Here is a 25,325-nt window from a genome sequence, read left to right as displayed (position 1 = left end):
TACAAGAAGCCTAAAAGGACCTTAAGAGTACTATAGGATCCACCTTAGAGGCTTTATAAGATGGATAAACCCCTGCAAAAATCCCAAAAATTATCGTTAATCCTGTAGAGGTAAGGATAGGAATGACAGGAAATATCAAAGGATAGTTAAAGACAGGCAACAGGATAAGGGTTAAACCCACCCCTAAAACTACACCCATAATACCTCCTAATAGGGTAACGATTACACTTTCTATCAAAAACTGTAACAATATATCTCGTTCTTTAGCCCCGATAGCCTTTCTTATTCCTATTTCTTTTTTACGTTCATTAACCGCAAGGGTCATGATGGCTGTTACTCCTAAAGCACCAACCACTAAACAAAGAACGGAGATACTTTTTACTAAAGAAGAAAAAAGGTTGGTTGTTTGGGTTTTAGCTTGAAGAATATCTTCAGCCTTAACTATGGTAAAATCTTTGTTTTTTTCCGTAACCTTATGCCTTTTAGACAAGATTGAATCGATTTGTTTTTCGATAAAGGGAAGATTAGAAGGGTCTTCTACTGAGATAAAAATACCTCTTATGTAATCAACGTTGTAAATCGCAGAAATAGCTATGGTATAAGGTATAAGTACCTGATCATCCTGGTCTGCATTGCTAGCATCTATCCCTATAGGACTTAAAACCCCGATAACCTTAAAAGGGAGTTTGTTTATAAGAATGGTCTGTCCTACAGGATTTTCTTTTCCAAAAAGTTGTGCTTTGACCTTATTTCCCAAGATTACCACTTTTTTATAGCTTAAAATCTCGTCTTTCAGAAAGTTTCTACCTTCTTCTAAAGAAAACTTTCTTAGTCTTAGATATTCTTCGTTAACCCCGTTTAAAACGGTACTTACCGTGTTTCCTGCAAACCTTACGATAGCATCTCCGGTAAAATAGGGAGAGATAAAGCGGATACCACCTATCTTTCGTAAAGCCTCTGCATCTTCAGGTTTAAGAGTAGTGGTTACTTCTGTTTGAATGGCTCTTCCTGCAGAAACCCTTACGTTTCCAGCAACTACCATCAAAACCTCTGGACCGAAGGTTTCTATTTCTTTTAAAGTCCTGATTTTAGCCGCTTCTCCAAAGGCGTTCATCAAAAGCAAAGAAGAAACTCCAATGATGATACCGATGATAGACAAAACCAGCCTTAACTTTTTATAAAACAACCCACCCCAAAGTAGTTTATATTTTAACATCATAGGCTTTTTAATAAGATAGAAGGTTCTATTTGGGTGGCTTTATAAGCTGGGATAAGGCTAAAAATGATGGTGGTCAACATAGAAAAACCAAGGCTTATAAAAAAGGTAGTCCAGGAAAAAAGAGGTTTTAAAGGACTAAAAAAGGAGATAAGTTGCATCAGCCCTAAACTTAACCACCATCCGATAAAACCACTTATTAAAGCTACTATTAAGGCCATGGTAAGATAATGTTGAATGATGTTAGAAGGGGTTGCCCCTAAGGCTAATCTTAACGCTATCACCGGGGCACGCTCTTCTATATTAGCATACATCAAGTTCATGATGATCACCCCACTTATCACCAAACTGATTACTGAAATAGCTAATAAAAACACGGTAAGTATCCTAGTGGTTGCTGTAAATCTTTCTATGGCCATATCTGGGGTGATAAGTCTAAAATCATCAGGCTGAATACCATAAAGGTTATGGTTTTGTCTTAGTATGCCACGGATAGTTTCTTTAGCCAGCTCTATGTCTGTGTTTTCTTTAAAAAGAATTTTCATCGCATCCAAATAGTCCTTGTTAAACACCCTTCTCATCGCTGTGGTTAAAGGGATTAAAATCCTTTCATCATGTCTAAAATGTCCAAACGAAGGCTTTGGTTCTAAGATTCCTATAACCTCAAAATATTCTCCACCAATTTTTATTTTTTTACCTATAACCTGTTTAGCTTTAATTTTTTGGGGTACTTCTGCTCCTAAAACGCATACCTTAGCCATGTTCTTTAAATCTTGTTCACTAAAGAACCTTCCTTCTTTGGTATACCAGTTGTTAGCTAAACTATAAGACGGGGTCACACCTTCTATCCTCATTTTTTCAGAAAAACCTTCATAGGAAACTTCAAGGATACCTCTTACCCAAGGAGAGACAAGCTTAACAAACTCAAGTCTTTCTATGTTTTCTACATCCTTCATTTTCATGGTATCTGTTCTTGTGGTAGTAACCCCTATGATTTTTCCCCCTCCAGCAATAACCAGCATGGCATCTTTACCAAACTGAAGGTTGGCTAATACATCTAAGACTTGTTTTTTCGCAGAGGCTCCCAAGGAATAAATGGTGTTTAAAGCCGTTAAACTTATGATCAAAGCTAAAAGCATGAAAACCAGATTTACTTTGTTAGCAAGAAGTTCTTTTAATATGTCCTTTAAAAAGATTTGTTTAAACCTGTTTTTCATCTACAAAAATTCCGTCTGCTATGACTTTTATTCTTTTTCCGTTTTTGGCAATTTCTGGGTCGTGAGTAACCATTATAATAGTAAGTCCTTCGGCGTTTAATTCTTTAAATATGTTCATCACTTCTTTACTGCTTGCACTGTCAAGATTGCCTGTAGGTTCATCTGCTAAAAGTAGTTTAGGATTGGTGATCAAGGCTCGGGCTATTGCCACTCTTTGTTGTTGTCCTCCTGAAAGTTCCTTAGGTTTAGCATGAATTCTTTCTCCTAACCCCAATCTTTCAAGCAAAGAAATAGCTCTTTTTTCATCATCTTTAGAAAATCCTTCCGGTCTATAAAGTAAAGGTAACAACACGTTTTCTAAAGCGGTTGCCCATGGGACTAAGTGAAAGGCCTGAAAGATAAACCCCAGTTTCCTATTCCTTATATAAGCCAATTTTTTACTGTCAAACTTACTGACCTCTTCTCCTTCTAAAAAATACCTGCCTGAGGTAGGTTTATCAAGAAGACCTATGATGTTTAAAAGGGTCGTTTTCCCACTCCCAGAAGTTCCCATGATTACTAAAAATTCTCCTTGTTCTACCTCTAAGTCTATTCCTTTTAGAACTTGATAGGAAACCTTCCCAATTTGATAGATTTTTTGAATATCTTCAAGGATTACTATTTTGTCTCCCACAAACCTACTTCCTCACCTTCTTTCAGCCCTTCTACTACTTCGATTTTTCCTTTGGATTCCCAGCCTATTTTAATTAATCTTTTTTCCCATTTATCCCCTTTTTTTACCATCACAAAATAATTTCCTTGGGGGTCTATCTTTACTGCTTTGGAAGGCACCAAAAGTACGTTTTCTTTTTTCCCGGCTATGATGTTAACCTGGGCTGTCATCTCAGGACGCAGTAGATTTTCATAGGGGTCTAAAATTTCAAGCACCACATCATAAAAAACCACGTTATTTTTGATGATAGCACCAGGGTATATCTTTTTTACTTTAGCCCTAAAAACCTTGTTGGGATAGCTGTCTACGGTAAAAGTAGCCTCTTGACCTACTGAAATTTTTCCTATGTCTGTTTCATCTACATAACATTCTACTTGAAGTCTTGAGAGGTCAACCACCGTAATAAAAGTAGGGGCGTTTAACCCTGCTACCACAGTTTCTCCTTGTTGGGTTGTAACCTCTGAAACCACCCCAGAAATAGGGGAGTAAATAAAGGCATAATTAAGTTTAATCTTAGCTGCATTCCAAACATTTTTAGCAGCCTCTACACTGGCTCTGGCGATGGATAACTGCTTTTCATACTCAGATTTTAAAGCCTCAAGATTAGCTTTTTCATATTCTAAAGTAGATTTTTTTACCTCATAATCTCTTTCTAACCGTTCGAGATCATTTTTTGAAATAAGACCTTCCTGGAAAAGCATCTTGTTTCTTTGAAGTTCTCTTTCTATTTGAAGGAGTTCTGCCATAGATGATTTAACTTTTTTAGTTTGTGCTGAGATCTGATGAGGATAAACCTGTTTTATCTTTTCTAAATTGGCTAAGGCTTCTTTATATTCGTTAAAAGCTCTGTTAACCTCTTCCTGAAGGTCTTGATGTTCTATGATGGCTATAAGTTGACCTGCTTTAACCTTATCTCCTGTGGTAACAAAAAGTTTTTCTACCCTTCCTGAAATCCTTGAGCCTACTTTTACTTGAGCTCCGACCTGAGGTTTTACCGCTCCGGTAGCTGTTACCTCTAAATAAATTGTTCCCCTTTCTACCTTGGTAGAAGAAGAAGGTAAAAGGTTAGCCTTTTTTTCTGATTTTTTCTGACACCCCAAAAAAAACAAACAAACGATCAACCATAAAAACACCCATTTTTTCATAAATCTAACTCCGGAATAACACCAGTCATTCTATAAAGTTCGTAGAAGGAATATATCAAGTTATACTTAGACACTGCTACCTTCGACCTTGCTTCTGAAAGCCGGGCTAAAAGGGTGGTTACATCTACGATGCTTGCTAATCCGGTTTCGTATTTCTTTTGAACTATCCGATAGTCTTCTTCCATACTTTTTAACCAGGCAAGGGCGCTTTCAAAGTTTTCTTTAGCTGTTTGATAGTTTTTATAACTGGTAAAAACTTCCTGTTTTATCTGAAGTTCGGTATTTAACTTTTCTAATTTTTTTTGCTCTAACCCTGTTTTTTCTTTATTTAATTCTGCTATTCGTTGGAAACCTGTAAAAATAGGTAGGGTTATCCGAAAACCTGCCGTAAATTCGTTTTGTTTATCAGGAAAAAATTTACTATCTAACTGATAATAACTACTAAAGAAGTCTACGGTAGGGCCAAACTTTCCTTTTATGCTTTTGACCCGATCTTCTTGAGCTAAAACCTCATTTTCTTTGGCTTTAACCTCTGGCCTTTTTTCGAGAGCGGTTTTAAGATAAAAATTTAAATCTTTTATCTCTATGTTTTTTTCGTCCAAAGGTAAAAATTCTATTTCTTCTGCCTTAAGGACATCATAGTTTATTAAGGTAAGAACCTTAGCTTTGGCTATGTCTGCGGTATACTTATAGTTAGTCACGTTAAACTCTGCCTGTTTAACCTTGGCTTCAGCATCAAGCACATCTGCATAAGGAGAAAGACCAACCTCGTATTTCTTTTTGGCTAACCTTAAAAGGGTTTTAGCGTCTTCCAGGTCAACCAACGCAGCTTCATACAAGGCCTTTTGTTTAAAGTATTCTAAATAAGCCTGGATAATGTTTAAAGATACATCTAAGATGGTTTTTTTTACCATAAAATCTTGGGCTGATATCAATTTTAAGGCCTCTTGATAGGCGTACCAGGTAGAAAAGCTTGAAAAAACATTCCAGTTTAAATAAGGACCAAAAGAATGCACCTCCTGATTAGGAAGCCCCTTACCTGGATCTTGTCTGTCAAACTCGTACTTTAAATATAAAAACGGGAAAAAGCCTGCCCTAACATAGTCTTTATAAAAAACAGAACCTTCCTTACTTTTTATCGCAACCTGTATTTGAGGGTTGTTTTTTAGCCCTATAACAATAAGCTCTTTTAGAGATAATACTTCTTTAGCAAAAACAGAGTTTTGAAAGCTTAACAGCCAAAAAAAGAAAAACAAAAAAAGACCGATTATTTTCTTCATAAAATCCTCTTATTTTTCGGCTCAAAAATATGTAAGTAATCACTTAAATATTTATCCTTAAAATCGATTTTGTCAATCTGATTTTAAGGTTGTTTTAGAGTTGAAATGTTTTTTAAACTTAACCAAGACAACCTATTTCGTTTTAAGGTTCATAGAGCTATTTTTATAGCCATACAAAAAGTAGACTAAAATCCCTAAGAAACTCCATAGAATAAACCTTATCCAGGTATCCATAGGTAACCCGCTCATGATAAAAAGCAAAAACAAAAGGTTAATTGGGATTATTATATGGGCATATGGAATCCTAAAAGCAGGTTGATAATCAGGGCGGTATCTGACTAAATAGATAGCTACACCTACTACAAAATAGGCAAAGAGAGTCCCGATGTTTATAAGCTCTGCCAATATTTTTAAAGGAATAAACCCAGCAAAGAGGCAAAGGATTAATCCACCGGTTATAGATGCTTTATATGGAGTATAAAATTTTTTATGTATTTCGGCAAAAGGCTTAAAGATAAGACCATCTCTTGCTAAAGCGTAAAGAATCCTGGTAAACCCTATGGCCATAACCAACATAACCGAGGTAATCGTAATTACCGCACTTAAAGAAATAAAGTCTGCTACCGGTTTTTCGTTTATCTTGTACATGGCGTAGGCTAAAGCATCAGGTTTTCCTTCATATTCCCAGTAAGGCAAAATTCCTACCAAAACAAAGGCTACTGAGATATACAGGAACGTGATGACTATAAGAGAAAGGATTATACCTTTAGGTAAGTTTTTTTTAACGTCTTTAGTCTCCTCTGCTAAAGTTGCTAACGCATCAAAACCTAAGTAAGCAAAAACAATAAGAGCAGCTCCTCTCCAGACTCCTTCCCATCCAAAAGGCAAGAAGGGTTGAAAGTTTTCCCATTTAACATGTTTTAACCCAAATAATACAAAAAATAACAAGGTTATTATCTTTAACACCACCACCAAGTTATTAAAAAAAGCACTTTTTCTAATCCCTATGGTTACCAAGATGAAGATTACTAAGACCCCTAAAAGGGCAAAAAGGTCCACAAAGGTCCCTTGGTTAGGGTTAAAAGGACCTGAAAGGGCTTTAGGTAAGACCCACCCCAAGTTATTTTCTAAAAAAGCCCTTAGATAACCAGACCAACCGGTAGAAACAGCTGCGGTAGCAATCCCGTATTCTAAAAGTACATTCCAACCAACCAACCAAGCCCAAAATTCTCCTAAAGCAAAATATACATAATTATAGGCTCCTCCAGCTAAAGGAAAGGCTGAACAAAACTCTGCATACACCAAAGCAGTTAATCCTATTCCTATTCCTGCAAGGATAAAAGAAAGCAAAATCCCAGGTCCAGCATAAGAAGCTGCAGCTTGCCCGGTTACCACAAAAATACCTGCCCCAACTACCGCCCCTATCCCTATAAAAACGATGTCTTTTAACGAAAGAGCACGTTTAAGTTTAGAGGTTTGCTGAACAGCATTAAACGGTTTTTTTCTAAAGATATCCATGGTTGTATATTATAAAAAAATTTTTTAGATTGAAAACACCTATTTTACTAAAATTTCGTTAAAAAACTTCTTTTAATCCCTTGAGGATGTATTCTATAGCAATACTTGCCAGAATAAGACCTAAAATCCTCACCACAGCCTTAGTCCCAAGTTCTCCCAGATGTTTGAAAATCTGGGTTGAGGCTTTAAGAATAAGATAGGTGATGACTATCACCAGAAAGATCACCCCTGAAAGGGCTAATTTAGTGGTTAACTCAGGGGTTTCTCCTAAGATGATGGTGGTGGTAATCGCCCCAGGACCTGCTAAGTAAGGAATCCCTAAAGGAACTACAGAAGGGTCTTCTAACTCTCTTACCTGGGTGGTTTCCTGTTCTGAAGTTTTTACCTGAGTAGTTTTACCAAAAAGCATCTCTAAGGCAGTTATGAAAAGTAGAGTCCCTCCTGCTATCCTAAAAGAGGAAAGAGAAATTTGAAATAAAATAAGAATGTATTTACCTAACCAAAAAAATAGTAAAAGGGTAATCAAAGCTGTAACACAGGCTTTTAAGGCTATCCTTTGCCTTTCTTTTTCAGAATAACCGCTGGTTATACTTAAAAAGAAAGGTGCCCCAGCTATCGGGTCTATGATCGTAAAAAGAGCGATAAAACTTTTAAACAAAAGGCTTATTTCCATGAAACCTTTGCCTTTAGATAAAAATATAACCCAGGAAGGGCAGAAATAAGGATTAAACTATACCCTAACATCCCTAATAAAAGACCATGTTCTATGGAAAACCCTAACAAAGAAACAAAATAACTTAAACCTCCCTCCCTTACACCTAAACCTGAAATACTAATAGGCAAGGCAGCAAGAAAACTAATGATAGGGATCATCACAAAATAATATACATAACTTATGTTTAAATGTAAGGCTTTACCCAAAAGAACAAACTGAAGAACAAAAAAAAACTGGATTAATACCCCAAGAAGTATCGGAAATAGATTATAAGGTAAGGAAAGAGGTCTAAAATAGTCCGTAGAATAGATTTTAGTAAAAAATACCGAGATTAAGAAAAAACTTAAAATTGTAGAATAGGTAAGAATGGTAGAAAAATAGTAAAGTTTTTTAGGTAAAAATTGTCCATATAAAGGAAGAGAAATAGAGAGGATAAAAAAAATACCTAAAAGTCCATAAAATCTATCGATCATAACGCTAAAGGTGGCTTTTTTAAAGGGAAGGCCCTGTTTGGTTAAGAGAAAAGTCCTTAAAAGGTCTCCTCCCACTATCCCTGGCATAACCGTATTTAATGAAAATCCCATCAGATAGCTTTTTAAAAAGAAAAGATAGCTTTGTTTAAAACCCCAAGTTTCACAGATTTTCTGCCATCTTAAAGCTACCATAAGCTGAAAACTGTTAAAACAAAGAAGGGCAGTTAGATAAAAAGGAAGCGACAGATTTTTAAAAATCTCTTTTAGCTTAACAAAATCGGTTTTTTTAAAAAGAAAAAACAAAATGCCAAAGGTAATGATAAATCTTAAAGCCAGACTTAAGAGATGTTTTATTCTTTTCATTATGGTTAGTCTTTAAAGACTCGAAAATATTTTATATACTCACTGGAAAGGTTTTTTAACGGATTTTCGATGATAGCAATCAACTTACCTTTTGGGTTTAAAATCCTTATCCAGTCATGACTGGGAGATAAAGTAAGTTTTTGAAATTTTATAAAAGAGATAAAAGAAGAGGTATGCATAGTTCTTCCCTCTTGTATACGTTTAGAAAAATCTTCACTTACAAGTATCTTGGGTAAAAATTCAAGGGCCCTTTCTACAGAGACTATTTTTTTTAATAACTCTTCATAGTTTTCTTCAACAACCTGGGCTATCTCTTCTAAGGTTAAAGCTTCTTCTATTTTAAACACACTTTTTTGTATTCTTCTAAGCTTAGTCAAAGTTGCACCACATTCAAGCTTTTCTCCAAAACTGTTCACTATAGACCTGATATAGGTTCCTTTAGAACAGTGGACCTCAAACCTCACATAGGGTAGGTTGACTTCTAAAATGTCAAACCGAAAAATTTTAATTTTTTTAGGTTCTTTAGGGATAAGAAGACCATCTCTTGCATATTTATAAAGCGGTTTCCCTCTAAACTTGGCAGCAGAAAAAGGAGGGGGAGTCTGGTCTAATTCTCCTAAGAAGGTCTGAGCAACCTTTGTAAGATCTTCTAAAGAAAACTCAGGGACAGGTTTTTTAGCAACCACCTCTCCGGTAATATCAAAAGTAAGGGTGCTAATTCCTAACTGCATCTCCCCCTGGTAAATTTTATCACCTTCTAAGAAGATTTGGGCTACTTTGGTGGCCTTGCCAATTAATATAGGTAAAACTCCTGTAGCTATGGGGTCAAGGGTTCCTCCATGACCAGCCTTTTTAACCTTTAAAATTTTTTTAACCTTTTCTAAGGTTTGGGTAGAGGTTAACCCCTCAGGTTTATCCACTACAAGAATTCCGTTTAATCCTTCATTTTTTTTCATAAAAACCCCGCAAAAACTCCTTTAAATCTGTCAAAAAAGCCTGAAGGTTTTCTATCTTAAGTTTAAAACCACTGGCGTATTTATGTCCGCCACCACCAAAATGTTTAGCAATCCCTAAAACCTCAAAAGGTTCTTTGCCTCTTAAACTTACAGCTATCCTTCCTTTCTCAATTTCTTTTGCGAAAGCTACTATATCAATCTCTTTTAAACTTTTTAAAAAATTGGCTATGTAACTAAGGTCTTCTACAGGACTGTTTTCTAATTCTTCAACGGTAAGGTAAGAAATACCAAAAGAGGGTTTATTTGATATTATTTCTAAACGATCAAGGGCTATTTTTAGAAGGTTGGCTTCCTGTAAAGAAACTTGTTCAAAAAGTTGTTTGGCTATATACGAAGGGTTGGCCCCCTTTTCGCACAGTTCTTTGGCCACTTCAAAGGTATAGGCTTTTGTATTTTCATATTTAAAACCACCTGTGTCAAAATAAAGTCCAGCTAAAAGATTTTCAGCCATCTCTGAAGTAATCTCAGCTTCTAATTTTTTTAAAATTTCAAAAATAATGGCTGAGGTAGAAGGTGAGTTAGGGTCTACGATAAATAAAGTTTCTCCTTCAAAGGTATTTTCTTCTTTTTGATGATGGTCTATGATTACATATTCCTTAAAAGGTTTCAATCTTTCAGCTATGTTAGGAGCAATCCTTTTCGGAGAAGAAGCATCAAACAATACAATCAAAGCTTTGTCCAGTTGAGGTAATTTTTCTGGTAGGATAAACCATTGATAACCCTTTAAAAATTTACTATTTTGGGGTATACGTTCTACCAAAGGGTAAAAACTTTTTCCTTTTTGTTTTAAAAAAAATCCAAAGGACAGCATAGAAGAAAGGCCATCTATGTCTGGGTTTACGTGAGTTACTAAGATAAAATGTTGGTTTTCTTCAATTTTTTGAAGAAGGGTTGTTAAATTAAACATCTTCTTTTGTTTTAGAGATTTTAGCAAACAACATGTCAAGTTGTTTTTCTTTTTCTTCTCTGTCGTCTAATCTAAATTCAAGGTCTGGCATGTATTTTATGGTAATTTTTTCTCCTATTAATTTCTTGATATAACCTTTGGCACGATTAAGAGCCTCCTGAACCTCATCAGGGGCAGTATCTCCGTATACCCTAAAAAAAACTGTCGCTTTTCTTAAATCTCCACCTATTTTAACCTCGGTGACGGTAATAAACTGTTTGAAAATTGGATCGTTTAGTTCATACATCAAAATTTCTGTTATAACCTGTTGTAAAAGACTGCCTACCTTTTCTGGTCTGTATGACATTGGTTTAAACCTTAATAGTTAATGAAATCTATCTCAGCTTTTATAATTTCTAACCTACCATCTTTTTGAATAAAAGTAAGGATGTCATTTATTTTACTATCAACTAATTTTTGGTCTTTTCCTACTACACTTAACCCTAAAACAGCTTTTTGCCAGAGGTCATGCTCGTCTACCTCGGCCAAAGACACCTTTCTGAACCTAGATTCTATCTTTTGAGTTAAGGCCTTTAATACTTGCCTCTTGGCTTTTAAAGAATTAGGTTCAGGAATAAAAAGTTCTATTTTTGCTATTCCAACTACCATTTAGAAAACCCTTTTAATTTAACTAGTTACTAGTTAAAGCTCCTGAGAAACCTTTTTCAACTCAAAGGTTTCCAGAAGATCTCCTTCCTTTATGTCATTAAAACCTTCTATTCTAACCCCGCACTCATATCCAGCAGCTACTTCTTTGACATCTTCTTTAAATCTTCTAAGAGAAGCTATTTTACCTGTATAAATCACAACTCCATCTCTTATTACCCTTACATTGTGGTTTCTGTTGATAACACCTTCTTTGACATAACAACCAGCAACGACTCCTACCTTAGGTACCTTAAAGATAGCTCTTACTTCCACCAAACCTTTAATCTCTTCTACGATTTCAGGTTCAAGTAATCCAGCCATTGCTTTCTTTACATCATCAGTAAGCTGATATATCACATCATAAAACTTAATATCTACTCGTTCTTTTTTAGCTAAATCTCGTGCTTGAGAGCTGGGTTTTACGTTAAAACCGATGACAATAGCATTTGAGGCTGAGGCTAACATTACATCACTTTCAGAAATAGCCCCTATGCCTGCACGGATGATGTTAACCTTTACTTTATCAGTAGAGAGTTTAAGTAAAGAGGCTTGTAAGGCTTCTAAAGTACCTTGGGTGTCGGCTTTTAAAACTATGTTTAATTCTTTAAGCTCACCTTCTTTTAGTTTTTCAAAAAGCTTTTCAAGAGAAATTTTGGCTTCTTTAGCTGTTTCAGCTTCTCTTGCCTTTCTTTGTCTATATTCTGCTATCTTTTTTGCTTTTTCTTCACTGTCTAGAACTATAAAGTCATCCCCAGCCTGAGGTAACTCTTCAAAACCTAAGACCTCTACAGGCATAGAAGGAGTAACTTCTTTAACCCTTTTCCCATAGCTATCAAACATTGCTCTTACTCTTCCATAGGTAAGCCCGGCTACAAAAATATCCCCTTCTTTGAGGGTTCCTTCTTGAACAAGAACCGTAGCCACCGGTCCTCTTCCTTTATCTAATTTACTTTCTATGATCCTGCCTCTTGCAGGTCTATCGTAGGCAGCCTTGAGCTCTAACATTTCAGCTTGGAGAAGTACCAATTCTAACAACTCATTGATACCTATCTTGTTTCTTGCTGAAATGTTGGCCATCAAAGTGTCGCCACCCCATTCTTCCGGAATCAACCCTAACTCAGCTAACTGCGATTTAACTCTTTCAGGGTTAGCCTCAGGTTTATCTATTTTATTGATAGCTACCACTATAGGAACTTTGGCTGCTTTAGCATGTTCTATAGCTTCTCTGGTTTGCTCCATCACCCCATCATCTGCGGCTACTACCAAAATTACTATATCGGTAACCTGAGCTCCCCTTGCTCTCATCGAGGTAAAAGCCTCATGCCCCGGTGTGTCTATAAAGGTGATAAATCTTCCATCCTCTAATTTAACCGTATAGGCCCCGATGTGCTGAGTGATCCCTCCTGCTTCTCTACTGGCTACGTCTGTTTTTCTTATAGCGTCTAAGAGACTGGTTTTCCCATGGTCTACGTGCCCCATAACCGTGATAACCGGAGGACGGGGTTTTAGTTCTTCTGGTGAAGGTGGAATATACTGTAAAAGAATTTCTTCTTCTATAGGAGCCCTTTCTATCTGATAGCCAAATTCATCAGCCAGTATGGCCGCTGTATCTGCATCTATAGACTGATTGGCGGTAACAGGCATACCCATCTGTAAAGCCTTTTTGATGAGCTCGCCAACTTTAACTCCCATCATTTTAGCAAGTTCGCTAACCTGAATCGTTTCAAAGATCTTTATTTTTCTTTCTTTAGGAGGTAAAGTAGGTGGTCTATCAGAAACCTTTTCTTTTTTTTCTTTTTCCTTAGGTTTTACTACCTCTACTTCAGGTTTTTCCTCAAAAAGGGTTGCTGGCTCCTCTTCTATAAAGAACTCGTCAATCTTCTCTTTTTCTCTTTTACCAAAACCACCTTTTTTCTTTGCTTTTTTCTTTTCTTCTCTAAAATCTTTTTCTTTCTTTTTCTTTCTGAAATCTTCTTTTTCTCCTATCTTAGGTTCTTCAGGCAAGACAATTTCTTCTTTAGGAGGAGAGATCACTGGTTGTTCTTTACCTTTAAATCCTCTTTCTTTTCTTGGCTTAAACTCAGTAACCACTCTTTTTCCATAGGAGGGTTGGGCAGTTTCTGTTTGAGAAGGCTCTGTAGAGGGCGTTTCAGTTTGAGAAGGTTCAAACTGAGAAGCTTCTTGAATAGATGTTTCCAAACTTTCTACCTTTTTCTCTTCTAAATCTTCAACCTCTAAAGAGGCTTTACTGACTTCTTCGGTAGGCGGTTCTTCTATTAAAGAAGGTTTTTCTTCTTTGGTTTCTGAAATGGTTTCTTCCACTTTAGGTTGTTCTTCGATTTTAAGCTCTTCTGAGGTTTTTTTCTTCTTTAAGACAAGCTTTTTCTTTTTGGGTTGCTCCAGAGGTTGCTCTATACTTTCTACTTTAGGTTCTTCTGGTGTAATTTCTTCTTTGTTTTTTTCTTCAATCTCCTCTTTTCTAAACACGATTATTTCGTGTTTTTTACCATAAAGATTTCTTACCTTTTCGGCGTCTTCCTCCGACAAAGAGGAAAGAGTAGTTTTAACCGGAAAACCTTCGGCTTTAAGTTTTTTAACTAACTCTTTAGGTTCTATATGAAGCTCTTCTGCTAGTTCGGTAAGTTTAATCCTTTTTGTCATAATAACCCCTGTTTAAGTTTAAAGATACTTTTGGCTAAGGTTAAAGTTAACCAATTTAATTATATTATAAAAGATGACTTAAGTTTAATATCAAAGCACGAAAATTCAAGCCCTTCTTTTATTTTTATAAATTTAGATTAATATTATGAAACATGAAACAGGTGATCATCATCCCGGCACGTTATGGTTCTACACGTTTCCCAGGAAAGCCCTTGATCCTCATAGACGGAAAACCGATGATACAACATGTTTATGAAAGGGCTTTAAGCTCAAAAGCAGAAGAAATATGGGTAGCTACTGATGACGAAAGGATTTTTAAGGAGGTTTTAAGGTTTGGAGGTAAGGCCTTGATGACTGCTAAGACCCATATCTGTGGTACAGATCGAGTAGCTGAAGCCACCGAACTTCTTGGACTATCTCCAGAAGATATAGTAGTTAATCTTCAAGGAGACCAACCTTTTTTCCCTTCAGAATATTTTCAACTCTTGATAGAGCCTTTGCTCTCTGGAAAGGCTAAAATGGCTACCCTTGCTACTCCTATAAATACTGAAGAAGACCTCTATAATCCTAATAAAGTTAAGGTGGTTTTAGACTGTCAAGGCTATGCCCTTTATTTTTCAAGAAGCCTTATTCCTTATTTTAGAACTCCAGGAGACCCCCCTTTATACCTAAAACATATTGGTGTTTATGCCTATACAAAGGAATTTTTAGACCTATTTGTTAGACTTTCTCCAGGAACCCTCGAACTCACAGAAAAGTTAGAGCAATTGAGAGCCCTTGAACATGGGTATAAAATAGCTGTAAACATAGTGCCCGAAGATGTACCTGAAGTAGACACCCCAGAAGATTTAGAAAAACTTATAAAACTAAGAGGGATATCGTTATGAAGAGAGAACCCGCAGTAGCAGGATATTTTTATAGTAATAACCCTAAAGAATTAAAAGCGCATCTTGCCGAACTGATAAAGTTTTCAGAACCCAAGATATCTGCTAAAGGGATAGTGGTTCCTCATGCAGGATATTTTTACTCAGGGGCTGTTGCTGGAGCTGTTTATGGTAAGATAGTCTCCCCTGATATCGCTGTTATCCTTGGTCCTAATCATACAGGTATGGGAAAACCAATCGCTATCTTTAACGGAACCTCCTTCATCACCCCTTTAGGAGAGGCTAAAGTAAATAAAACCTTTGTTTCTCGTTTGTTAGAAATTTGTCCTTTGGTCTCAGAAGACCTTTTAGCCCATGCCCATGAACATTCTATAGAAGTTCAGGTACCTTTTTTACAGTATCTAAACCCTGAGATAGAAATCGTAGCGATTTGTTTAAGATGGATTTCACTTAAGGAAATAAGAGAAGTTGGAGAGGCGTTGGCTAAAACCATACAGCTTTTTCCAGAAAAGAAAATTTTAATCGTAGCAAGCTCAGATTTTAGTCATTATGTGCCCCATGGCACAGCCAAACATAAAGATTCTATGGCTATAAACGAAATCTTATCCTTGTCTGAAGAAGGTCTTATAAAGACGGTAAAAGAAAACAACATATCTATGTGTGGAGTCATTCCGGTAGCAATAGCCATAGTTGCTTGTAAAAAGCTCGGAGCCACTCATGGAGAACTTATTGCTTATGCCACCTCTGGAGATATAATCAGAGATTACTCCTCAGTGGTAGGTTACGGAGGAATAATTTTATATTAAATCTAAAGGGGGACTGTTGATGGCTGAGATAGTTACACGTTTCCCACCAAGTCCAACAGGACATTTACATTTAGGGGGAGCAAGGACTGCACTTTTTAACTGGCTTTATGCAAGGCATCACCAAGGGAAGTTTGTACTAAGATTAGAAGATACAGATAGAGAAAGGTCTAAAGAAGAATATGTTGTTTCTATCTTAGAGGCCTTAAAATGGTTAGGTCTTGACTGGGATGGAGGTCCTTATTTTCAAAGTCAAAGGGTTGAACTTTATCAACAATATGCTCAAAGGCTTTTTGAGGAAGGCAAGGCGTATTACTGTGAATGCCCTAAAGAGGTTTTAGAAGAAAAAAAGAAAAAAATGTTAGAAACCGGGCAAAAACCAAGGTATGACAAAACCTGCCTAAATAAAAATTTGGGTCCAGGGGAAGGGAGAGCCTTAAGAATTAAGGCTCCAGAATTTGGTGAAATCGTCTTTGAAGACCTTTTAAGAGGTAAGATTGTTTTCCCTGCCGAAGAGGTGGATGACTTTGTGATTTTACGCTCAGATGGGACCCCTACTTATCAGTTTGCGGTGGTGATTGATGATATCACTATGGGGATAACCCATGTAATAAGAGGAGATGATCATATTTCTAATACCCCAAAGCAGTTGATTATCTATGAAGCCCTTGGAGTTGAACCTCCTAAATTTGCCCATATTCCTATGGTCCTTGGCCCTGATGGGGCTAAACTTTCAAAAAGACATGGGGCTAAATCCATCCTTGAATACAAAGAAGCAGGGTTCTTACCTAATGCTTTGATAAACTATCTGGCAAGGCTTGGTTGGGGTTTTGGAGATCAGGAATATTTTACTGTAGAAGAACTTATAGAAAAATTTGACATAAAAGACGTAAACCTATCTCCTGCGCGTTTTGACCCAGATAAGCTTTTAGCGGTTAATGCCTACTGGATAAAAAATAGCGATAACCGTTTTTTACTTGACCATCTTAAACCTTTTCTATCTAAGAAATATAATCTTGATCAATTTTCTGAAAAATATTTGTTAGAGGCTATCGAGACCGTAAAAACAAGGGGTAAAACTTTAGTAGAACTTGTAGAAATGATGGATTTTTATCTCATAGAAGAGGTTATTTATGATCCAAATGGTGCAAAGAAGTTTCTCACACCTCAGATAGCTCCGGTATTAGAAAAGGTCTGCGAAGATTTAAAAACGTTAACTTTAGAAGATAAGGTTTTAGAGGATTATTTTCGAAATTTGGCTGAAACCCACGGTTTTAAACTAAAAGACATAGCCCAGGCCATAAGAATAGCCCTTACCGGAAAAACCGTTAGCCCCGGACTTTTTGAAATTATAAGGGTTTTAGGTAGAGAAAAAACTATTTATCGTATTAAGAAGGCGTTAGCTTATATTTTTGAAAATAGTTTTTAGATTATTTTACCACTTCCTTAAGTTTTCCGGTTAAGCTACCTATAAGGGGGAGTTTCCCCCTTATTTCTATAGGATATTTTTCTTTTTTAAGTAGATACACGGTAACCTTTCTGTTTCTGCTTAAAAGTTCACTGGTTTCTGGAAGTGTTATGTTGAGCTCTAAACAGGGTTCCTCTTTACCTTCATACATGCACGAGGTTTCTTTACTTAAGGCTATTTTGACAAATTTTCTACTTTCTTTTATATACACAGGAAACTCTACTTTAGGTTGGTTTAGATAGTCAACCAACCACGAATTTATAAAAGAAGTAAGTTCATCGTAGATAGGGTAGGTTACATTAAAAGTTTCTCCTAAATTTTTTTCTATATCGCCTTTTTTTATATTTACTACTTGTCTTTCTTTATCAAAAAATATGGATTTCTTCCTTTCTTTTTCTCTGTCCTTTGAATAGATGTTTGTTTTAAAAGGATTTCCTTGGTTATCTAACCAGGTTTCCCATTTAGCATAATAGGGATAAACTACATTACCCAAGCCTGTGGTGTAAACTATGGCTGAATATTTTGAATTTTCTATCAATATTATCGTTTCTCCCAGCTTAAAAGGTCCGTAAAAAATTTCATATACAAGTTTTTTAGGTAAACTTACGATATCCTTAGACAATGTCGGTTCAGAAGCTTTTGTTTTTTCAGAAGCTTTCCAAAGCTCTGCTTTTTCGGTTAAGGTATCTTTTTTTTCTTGAGGGATGTTCTCTGTTTCTGAAACCGTTTTAGGTGTATCGATATCAGGTTGAGTAGAAGGCTGTTCTGAAGGTTGGGAGTTGTCTTTATTAAAAGGTTGAGGTCCAGAAGATGGAACCTCTTCTTTAAGGTTTTTCGTTTCAGATTCTTGAGAGGTTTCTTTTTTTGAGATGATTTTTGAGGGTTGAGATATAGTTTCTATTTCTTTTAAGTTTAAGTCTAAAAAATCTTCTGTGTAAGATATTAAGAAATGTTTGAAGGTGGGTAGAGCAAACATACCGAGGAATAGAGAAATATGTATAATTAAAGAAAAAATGAGAGAAGAAAGAAAAGGATGAATTTTATCTTTGACATCGGTTTTCATGATATAATTTTAGCAAAAGTTTTTAGTTAAACCTTGACAAAACTATAACTTACTATAAATTTTAATCCAAAACTAAACAAAGGAAAGGGAGGGTAGTGAAGTGCCACATCACAAGTCTGCCAAAAAAGAGTTAAGACAAAGCGAAAAGAGAAGGTTAAGAAATCGAGCCTTCAAAAGTAGGGTGAAAACTGAGATTAAAAAGTTTTTAAATTATTTAAACGCTCATGACTTAGAAAAAGCTGAAGCCCAATTAAGAATCGTCCAAAGTTTGCTTCATAAAGGGGTTTCTAAAGGCATTTTCCATTGGAAAAAGGCTGCTAATAAAATCTCTAAACTTTTTAAAAAGTTCGAATCAGCCAAAAACAAAGCTACCACCCATTAAAAATTAAAGGGGATGTAGCTCAGCCTGGGAGAGCGCCGGAATCGCACTCCGGAGGTCGGGGGTTCGAATCCCCTCATCTCCATTAGGTGGATCTAATTTTTTATTTTTTCAGTTGTTACCAATTCTATTGGTAGTCATTTTTAAATTTTCTATCGATTAAAGTTACCTTCTATGCTTTTTAGTTTATCATTTTTTTTTATTAAACTAAAAAATTTTTGACAATTCAAAAAATTTTGGTATATTTATAAAAACTTTATAAGGTGCTTTATGTTTGATTTTTTAAGAAAAGGCGCTACTTCAGTCTTTGCTAAAATCTTTTTAGCGGTAATTATTATAGTTTTTATCTTTTGGGGTATCGGAAGCTTTGTTACTTCAGAAAAAGACCTCGTTGCTAAGGTAAACGGGATCTCTATCACAGCCAAAGAATTTCAAGAGTTTTACAACTTTCAGTTGCTTCGTTTAAAGCAAACCTTTGGCGAAATTAGCGAAGAAGACCTTAAAAAACTTAATCTCAAAAAAGAAGTCCTCGATGAACTTATAAAACTAAAACTTTTAGAAGATTATGCCAATAAAATAGGTGTTAAGGTTTTACCAGAAGAGGTAAGCCTTAGCATAGCTCAAATTCCATCTTTCCAAGAAAATGGAAGGTTTAGTCCCCAAAAATATCAGATGGTATTAAGAGAGTTAGGTACTACCCCAAAGTTTTTTGAAAAACTTGTTTACTATGACATTTTGCAACAACGATTAAAACTTCTTTTGACAACTCCTATTGTGGTTTCAGACGAAGAAGTTAAAGATTATTTGAGGTTTGCAAAGCAGGAAATTGAGTTGTTAGAAGGTGTTTTACCCTTTAAAGCTTGTATAGAAAAGATTAATTATACAGAAAAAGACTTGGAAAATTATTATCTTGCCCATAGAGATATTTATAAAGAAGAAGAAAAGGTTAAACTTGCTTATATAGTTATTCCTTATGAAACTTCTTTGGAAGTAACAGAGGTTGAGCTTAAAAGGTTTTATGAACAAAATTTAGATCGTTTTAAGAGGCCTTTTAGGGCTAAGATTAAAACTCTGTTGGTCGAAGGCACAGATGATACTTCCTTAAAAAAAGCTCAAAAAATCAAAGAAGAAACCAAACATGTCAAGGACCTTAAGGTTCCTGCTAAATGGGTAGAAGAAGGGGTACTGTCAGAAGAAATAAAAACTGCACTTAAACAAAGTAAGGAAGGTCAAGTTTTAGGACCTTTTAAGGTTTCTTCTGGATATTTAATCATAGGAGTTGAGGCTATCAAGCCAGAAGGAATAGCTTCCTTTGACGAAGTAAGAGAGGATATTTATAAATTTTTAAAAACAGAAAAAACAAGAAAGGTTACCCAGGAAAAGGCTAACAAGATTTATTCTGAAATTATGAAAGAAAACGATTTAAAAATATGGGCAGAAAAAAATAAAATCAAACTTTTTGAAACCAATTGGTTAACTAAAAAAGAATTTTTAGACCAGTTTCAAAATCCTCAACTTGCCAAAAAGGTTTTTGAAGCCCCAAAAAGAGAATTTTTTGCTCCTTTTGAAACCTCTAAAGGGTTTGTGATCTTAGAAATTATTGATAAAAAACCTGCAAGGTCTTTAGATTTTGCTGAAGCAAAAGAAAAGGTTATGCAGGACTATCTTAACAGCAAAGGAAAAGAGTTGTGTGAGCAAAAAGCTAAAGCCCTTTTAGAAAAATTAAAATCAAAAACAGATCTAATCAAAGAAGTTTTTGAAAACGAAGGATTCCAGACCAAGGAATATCGTTTGAGCCGGATGGAGATTCCTCAAACATTTTCTTCTAACATAGCCCAATTGATTGCTAACACAGGTTCTTCTAAAGTAATAGACAATATCGTGTGGGACAGAGGGGATCTTAAAATTTTTGTCATAAAAAGCATTAAAGACTTTAACGGCACGATTGAAGATGCAGAAATTCAACAGGCATCTTCGGTTCTTCTAAATCAAAAAAGAGATAAGTGGTTTAAGGAATGGTATCAAAACCTATTTAAAAAATCTAAGATAAAAACTTATACTTTATTTGAAAAGTTTTAGCTGATACTTTTTATGAAAAATTTTAAAAATAGATAAACAGGGGTTTTTTATGCCTAAAAGGACAGACATAAAAAAGATTTTAATCATAGGTTCAGGGCCTATTGTTATAGGGCAGGCTTGTGAGTTTGATTATTCTGGAAGTCAGGCTTGCAAGGCTTTAAAAGAAGAGGGTTATGAAATAGTGTTAGTTAATTCTAATCCAGCTACCATCATGACCGATCCTGAGATGGCAGATCACACATATATAGAACCTCTGACTCCTGAGGTAGTGGAATACATTATAAAGGAAGAACGGACTGATGCTTTACTTCCTACCTTAGGAGGTCAAACAGGTTTAAACATAGCCTTTGCTTTAGCTAAAAAAGGAGTTCTTGAAAAGTTTAACGTTGAACTGATAGGAGCAAACGCTAAAGCTATAGAAAAGGCTGAAAGTAGAGAGCATTTTAGAAAAGCGATGGAAAATATAGGATTAAAAATACCAAAGAGTTTCATAATCACTTCTTTAAACGAAATAGAAAAGGCTGCCAAAGAACTTGGTTTTCCTATTATAGTCAGACCAAGTTTTACGTTAGGCGGAACAGGAGGAGGGGTAGCCTATAACATAGAAGAGTTAAGAGAAATTACAGAAAAAGGTTTAGAGATGTCTCTTATCCATCAAGTAATGTTAGAGGAGTCAGTTCTTGGATGGAAAGAATTTGAGCTTGAGGTGATGAGAGACTTTAAAGATAATGTGGTTATCATCTGTTCTATAGAAAACTTTGACCCTATGGGAGTTCATACCGGAGATTCTATTACTGTAGCCCCGGCGCAGACCTTATCTGATGTAGAATATCAGAGGATGAGGACAGCTGCACAGGCTATCATCAGAGAGATAGGGGTAGAAACTGGAGGGTCAAACATCCAGTTTGCGGTTAACCCTAAAAACGGGGAAATGGTTGTAATAGAGATGAACCCCAGGGTTTCCAGGTCTTCGGCTTTGGCAAGTAAAGCTACAGGATACCCTATAGCCAAAATTGCCGCCAAACTGGCTGTAGGTTATACCTTAGATGAGTTACCTAACGACATCACTAAAGAGACAAAAGCCGCCTTTGAACCTACGATCGACTACGTGGTGGTAAAGATACCCAGGTTTACCTTTGAAAAATTTCCAGAATCCCCAGACGAGCTTACTACTTCTATGCGTTCTGTCGGAGAGACGATGGCTATAGGCAGGACTTTTAAAGAGGCTTTACAAAAGGCTATAGCAGGGCTTGAGATAGGAAGGTTTGGATTTGGGGCTGATGGAAAATCTCCTTCAGACAACGATGTAATACTTCCTAAAGAGATCATCAAGGAAAAGTTAGTCAAACCTAACAGTCAAAGATTGTTTTACATAAGAGAGGCCTTTAAGTCAGGATTTAGCATAGAGGAAATCTACAATCTTACTTACATCGATCCTTGGTTTTTATACCATCTAAAAGAAATTTTTGATAAAAGCGAAGAAATAAAAGGGAGATCTTTAGAAAGTTTAACCGCAGAGGAGCTAAGGGAACTCAAACAGATGGGATTTACTGATTACCAAATCGGATTTCTTACTAATACCAATCCTCAAAAAGTAAGAGAATACAGAAAATCTTTAGGGGTAAAACCTACCTTTAAACTTATAGATACCTGTGCAGCTGAGTTTGAAGCCTATACCCCTTATTTTTATTCTACATATGAAGTTGAAAATGAAAGCCGGGCTACAAAAAATCGAAAAGTTCTTATCATAGGTGGAGGGCCTAACAGGATAGGGCAAGGTATTGAGTTTGACTATTGTTGTGTTCATGCTTCTTTAGCTTTAAGGGAAAAAGGTATCGAAGCTATCATGGTTAACTCAAACCCTGAAACAGTCTCTACCGATTATGACATTTCAACCAGGCTGTATTTTGAACCTTTAACCTTAGAGCATATCCTGAACATCTATGAAGAAGAAAATCCAGACGGGGTAATAGTTCAGTTTGGAGGGCAAACCCCTCTTAACCTTGCGTTACCGCTTTACAAAGCAGGAGTAAAGATACTGGGTACATCTCCTGAAAACATAGACAGGGCAGAAAACAGAGAAAAGTTTGAACAACTTCTTGAAAAATTAAACCTTAGAAGGCCTAAAGCAGGGACTGCTTATAGTGAAGAAGAGGCTATTAAAGTAGCTAATCAAATCGGTTATCCCTTGCTTGTCCGTCCTTCTTATGTGTTAGGTGGAAGGGCGATGAGAATAGTCTATTCAGAAAAAGAGTTGAAAGAGTTTATAGCTACAGCTGTTAAGGTAAACCCAGAACATCCGATTTTAATCGACAAGTTTTTAGAGGATGCCATAGAAATCGACGTAGATGCTATCTCCGACGGAGAAACGGTGGTAGTAGCAGGTATTATGGAGCACATAGAAGAAGCAGGTATTCACTCTGGAGATTCTGCTTGTATCTTACCTCCTCTTCATATCTCACCTAAACTTTTAAACGAAATCAAAGAAGCTACAAAATTGCTTGCTAAAGAATTGGAGGTAAAAGGTTTAATAAATATTCAATTTGCTATCAAAGACAACGAACTCTATGTGTTAGAGGTGAATCCAAGGGCTTCAAGAACTGTACCTTTTGTGTCCAAGGCTATCGGGGTACCTTTGGCTAAACTTGCTACCTGGATTATGTTAGGCTATTCACTAAAAGAAATAGGTTTTACGAAAGAAGTGGTACCTCCTTATTACTGCGTAAAAGAAGTGGTCTTTCCTTTTAAAAGATTCCCTAAGGTAGACGTAATCCTTGGCCCTGAAATGAAGTCTACAGGGGAAGTTATGGGGATAGATTGGGACCCAGCTTTAGCTTATGCTAAAGCACAACTTGCTGCAGGTATGAAGCTTCCTACTTCTGGGACGGTGTTTATTTCAGTAAAAGACGAAGATAAACCTCTTACGATACCTATAGCTAAAACCCTACAAGAATTAGGATTTAACTTGGTAGGTACAGAGGGAACCTGTAAATTTCTCTCCTCTTTTGGAATAAAAATAAAAGAAGTACCCAAGATCTCAGACTTAAAAAGACCTAATATTTTAGACCTTATCAAGAATAAAGAGATAGTGCTTGCGATAAATACAGCTAAAGGTAAAGAAAGCAAAGAAGATGCCTACCTTATAAGAAGGTATACGATGGAATTAGATATTCCCTATGCTACTACTTTGTCTTGTGCCAGGGCTATGGTTGAAAGTATTAAACGGCTAACGATGAAATCCTTCTCTTTTTCTTCTCTACAAAAATATTATAGCTACCTTGATTATAGTTTTTATAAAAGATAAAGGATTTCTCCAGTTGAAACCTCGATAAGACCTTCCTCAGAATTTAGGATTAAACTCCCATAGGGAGTAATTTCAGTTACTTGAGCTATGAGGTAATCATCTAGATCTATATTGTATCCGTAGCCTACACACCTTCCTAAGGTATCTGTAAATTGTTTGAAATCTTCTATTACCAGATTAGTTACTGGCTCTTCATCCCGGATTTTTTGTTCAAACCATCTTAAAAATCCAAAATAATATCTCAGCCAATAGACTAAAACTTCTAACAGTTCTAAGATAGAAACTTCTTTTTTTAGTAAGTTGCCAAAACTTTCCGAGGGTATATCTTTAGGAAGAGGGTTGTTAACGTTTATACCTAATCCTATAACATACCATTCATTATACCTTTCGATCAAAACTCCACCCAGTTTTTTTCCGTTTATATGAAGGTCGTTTATCCATTTAACCTTAGCTTTAGCAATCCCCAAATGTTTAGCACATCTTACCATCGCAAGACCAGGTATTAGAGATATCAAAGAGGCATGTTCTTCGAAAAACTCATCGTACAAGCTTAAGGATAACCAGAGTCCCCCTTTTTCAGCAAACCATTTTCTGTCAAACCTACCTTTAGCCTCAAGAAGTATATCTGCTCGTATAATCCTTCCGTTGGCTGTTCGGGGATATAAGTTTATGAAATTTTTAGCTGCTTCCATAGCTCGAGGAAGGGTAGGGAAATGCCAGATTTCTTGACCTATCTCTGGAAAAAGTTTAGAAAAATCAAACTCAAAAGGATGATTTATAAGGGCCACTCTTCCCTTATACGGGAAACTATCTTTTCTAAGTAAGGAAGTTGCTCTTCAGGACAAAGTCCAATTAGGGGTTGTCCTCTCTCAATAAGTTGAAAGGGTTTGAAATAGATATTATAGATTAAAAACACACCGTCTTCTTCAAAAAAAATAGGGGTCTCGCGCTTCATAAAGGTCATGATTAAAAGTTCATCTCCCTTTTTTATTTTCACCTTATGGAGTCCTTCTTTTTCTATTTTGGCCGCTAACCCAGGGCTTAACACATACTTTGCCGTTTCAGGAGCTTTTACAAGGTAAAGCGCAGAAAGTAAAATTTCAGAAATTATTTCCTGTTGAGAAAGTGGATGTTTAATCTCAAGTATCGTTTCCTCAGCCTCAACAAACCTATTTAAAAGGTCTGTCCTTAAGTTTTGTACCCATCCATTTATATGAGCTCTTATAGTTTTTAAATTTTTTTCCCTTTCTAACACAAAGAGAGAGGTCCCTGGTTTTTCTAACCACTTTCCAGAAGGACCTTTTACCTCATCTCCTTCTTTTACCAAAAAATCTCTTATATAACCGGTATGTATGGTATTTACTTTGAAAATTTTATAGGGGTTGGCTTTAAACTTTTGGAGAATAACGTTAAGGTGTTCGTACTCGATCTTCAT

22 protein-coding genes and 1 tRNA gene are annotated in these 25,325 nt (G+C 36.0%); 7 read left to right on the top strand and 16 right to left on the bottom strand.

What is annotated here, in order from left to right:
• Window positions 1–10 precede the first annotated feature (10 nt).
• From H529_RS0107095 to infB, 13 genes are all read right to left on the bottom strand, one after another.
• Window positions 11–1,216: an ABC transporter permease gene (locus H529_RS0107095; protein ID WP_022855831.1), complete on the bottom strand. Its 1,206-nt coding sequence runs from the start codon at window positions 1,214–1,216 to the stop codon at window positions 11–13.
• Window positions 1,216–2,433, bottom strand: a complete 1,218-nt coding sequence (locus tag H529_RS0107090) for an ABC transporter permease (protein ID WP_022855830.1) — start codon at window positions 2,431–2,433, stop codon at window positions 1,216–1,218. Before H529_RS0107090 ends, H529_RS0107095 begins: the two co-directional genes overlap by 1 nt.
• Entirely contained in the window at window positions 2,417–3,106 is a 690-nt protein-coding gene (locus tag H529_RS0107085) for an ABC transporter ATP-binding protein (RefSeq protein WP_022855829.1), read from the bottom strand. The genes H529_RS0107090 and H529_RS0107085 overlap by 17 nt, the downstream gene beginning before the upstream one ends.
• Window positions 3,091–4,290: an efflux RND transporter periplasmic adaptor subunit gene (locus H529_RS0107080; protein WP_022855828.1), complete on the bottom strand. Its 1,200-nt coding sequence runs from the start codon at window positions 4,288–4,290 to the stop codon at window positions 3,091–3,093. Before H529_RS0107080 ends, H529_RS0107085 begins: the two co-directional genes overlap by 16 nt.
• Window positions 4,287–5,570 carry a TolC family protein gene (locus H529_RS0107075; RefSeq protein WP_022855827.1) on the bottom strand — a complete coding sequence of 428 codons (1,284 nt, stop codon included), beginning with the start codon at window positions 5,568–5,570 and terminating at the stop codon, window positions 4,287–4,289. Before H529_RS0107075 ends, H529_RS0107080 begins: the two co-directional genes overlap by 4 nt.
• Window positions 5,571–5,702: 132 nt before the next feature.
• The gene (locus H529_RS0107070) at window positions 5,703–7,088 is read right to left on the bottom strand and encodes an amino acid permease (protein ID WP_022855826.1); all 1,386 of its coding nucleotides are present in this window, start codon (window positions 7,086–7,088) and stop codon (window positions 5,703–5,705) included.
• A gap of 58 nt (window positions 7,089–7,146) precedes the next feature.
• Complete coding sequence (locus H529_RS0107065; RefSeq protein WP_022855825.1) at window positions 7,147–7,761, bottom strand: MarC family protein; 615 nt, start codon at window positions 7,759–7,761, stop codon at window positions 7,147–7,149.
• A complete protein-coding gene (locus tag H529_RS0107060) occupies window positions 7,752–8,639 on the bottom strand; it encodes a lysylphosphatidylglycerol synthase transmembrane domain-containing protein (RefSeq protein WP_022855824.1) in 888 nt (295 codons plus the stop codon). The genes H529_RS0107065 and H529_RS0107060 overlap by 10 nt, the downstream gene beginning before the upstream one ends.
• Window positions 8,640–8,644: 5 nt before the next feature.
• Window positions 8,645–9,595, bottom strand: a complete 951-nt coding sequence (truB, locus tag H529_RS10500; RefSeq protein WP_022855823.1) for a tRNA pseudouridine(55) synthase TruB — start codon at window positions 9,593–9,595, stop codon at window positions 8,645–8,647.
• A complete protein-coding gene (locus tag H529_RS0107050) occupies window positions 9,582–10,562 on the bottom strand; it encodes a DHH family phosphoesterase (protein WP_022855822.1) in 981 nt (326 codons plus the stop codon). Before H529_RS0107050 ends, truB begins: the two co-directional genes overlap by 14 nt.
• Window positions 10,555–10,908: a 30S ribosome-binding factor RbfA gene (rbfA, locus tag H529_RS10495; RefSeq protein WP_022855821.1), complete on the bottom strand. Its 354-nt coding sequence runs from the start codon at window positions 10,906–10,908 to the stop codon at window positions 10,555–10,557. The genes H529_RS0107050 and rbfA overlap by 8 nt, the downstream gene beginning before the upstream one ends.
• 11 nt (window positions 10,909–10,919) lie before the next feature.
• The gene (locus H529_RS0107040) at window positions 10,920–11,210 is read right to left on the bottom strand and encodes a DUF503 domain-containing protein (protein WP_022855820.1); all 291 of its coding nucleotides are present in this window, start codon (window positions 11,208–11,210) and stop codon (window positions 10,920–10,922) included.
• Window positions 11,211–11,243: 33 nt separating this feature from the next.
• Window positions 11,244–13,910: a translation initiation factor IF-2 gene (infB, locus tag H529_RS0107035; protein ID WP_022855819.1), complete on the bottom strand. Its 2,667-nt coding sequence runs from the start codon at window positions 13,908–13,910 to the stop codon at window positions 11,244–11,246.
• Window positions 13,911–14,062: 152 nt separating this feature from the next.
• On the opposite strand from infB, the gene kdsB reads away from it, so the two are divergent.
• The 3 genes from kdsB to gltX are packed head-to-tail and all read left to right on the top strand — an operon-like array spanning window position 14,063 to window position 17,026.
• On the top strand, window positions 14,063–14,797 hold the full coding sequence (gene kdsB / locus H529_RS0107030; RefSeq protein ID WP_022855818.1) for a 3-deoxy-manno-octulosonate cytidylyltransferase: 735 nt from the start codon (window positions 14,063–14,065) through the stop codon (window positions 14,795–14,797).
• Window positions 14,794–15,600, top strand: a complete 807-nt coding sequence (amrB, locus tag H529_RS0107025; protein ID WP_022855817.1) for an AmmeMemoRadiSam system protein B — start codon at window positions 14,794–14,796, stop codon at window positions 15,598–15,600. Before kdsB ends, amrB begins: the two co-directional genes overlap by 4 nt.
• A gap of 19 nt (window positions 15,601–15,619) precedes the next feature.
• Complete coding sequence (gene gltX, locus H529_RS0107020) at window positions 15,620–17,026, top strand: glutamate--tRNA ligase (RefSeq protein ID WP_022855816.1); 1,407 nt, start codon at window positions 15,620–15,622, stop codon at window positions 17,024–17,026.
• Window position 17,027: 1 nt separating this feature from the next.
• On the opposite strand, the gene H529_RS0107015 is transcribed toward gltX, so the two are convergent.
• Complete coding sequence (locus H529_RS0107015) at window positions 17,028–18,128, bottom strand: DUF3108 domain-containing protein (RefSeq protein ID WP_022855815.1); 1,101 nt, start codon at window positions 18,126–18,128, stop codon at window positions 17,028–17,030.
• 100 nt (window positions 18,129–18,228) lie between these two features.
• On the opposite strand from H529_RS0107015, the gene rpsT reads away from it, so the two are divergent.
• The 4 genes from rpsT (at window position 18,229) to carB (ending at window position 23,890) form a co-directional block, all read left to right on the top strand.
• Complete coding sequence (gene rpsT / locus H529_RS0107010) at window positions 18,229–18,510, top strand: 30S ribosomal protein S20 (protein WP_022855814.1); 282 nt, start codon at window positions 18,229–18,231, stop codon at window positions 18,508–18,510.
• An 8-nt stretch (window positions 18,511–18,518) separates the two neighbouring features.
• Window positions 18,519–18,592, top strand: a tRNA-Ala gene (locus H529_RS0107005).
• 185 nt (window positions 18,593–18,777) lie between these two features.
• On the top strand, window positions 18,778–20,586 hold the full coding sequence (locus tag H529_RS0107000; RefSeq protein WP_022855813.1) for a peptidylprolyl isomerase: 1,809 nt from the start codon (window positions 18,778–18,780) through the stop codon (window positions 20,584–20,586).
• A 49-nt stretch (window positions 20,587–20,635) separates the two neighbouring features.
• Window positions 20,636–23,890: a carbamoyl-phosphate synthase large subunit gene (gene carB, locus H529_RS0106995; RefSeq protein ID WP_022855812.1), complete on the top strand. Its 3,255-nt coding sequence runs from the start codon at window positions 20,636–20,638 to the stop codon at window positions 23,888–23,890.
• On the opposite strand, the gene H529_RS11280 is transcribed toward carB, so the two are convergent.
• Complete coding sequence (locus tag H529_RS11280) at window positions 23,878–24,678, bottom strand: biotin--[acetyl-CoA-carboxylase] ligase (RefSeq protein WP_022855811.1); 801 nt, start codon at window positions 24,676–24,678, stop codon at window positions 23,878–23,880. The two genes, carB and H529_RS11280, sit on opposite strands and share 13 nt — an antisense overlap.
• Entirely contained in the window at window positions 24,666–25,325 is a 660-nt protein-coding gene (locus H529_RS0106985) for a biotin/lipoyl attachment domain-containing protein (protein ID WP_022855810.1), read from the bottom strand. The genes H529_RS11280 and H529_RS0106985 overlap by 13 nt, the downstream gene beginning before the upstream one ends.

It is taken from the genome of Thermodesulfobacterium thermophilum DSM 1276 (assembly GCF_000421605.1).
Taxonomy (GTDB): Bacteria; Desulfobacterota; Thermodesulfobacteria; order Thermodesulfobacteriales; family Thermodesulfobacteriaceae; genus Thermodesulfobacterium; species Thermodesulfobacterium thermophilum.
This window is presented reverse-complemented; position numbering and strand designations above follow the sequence as displayed.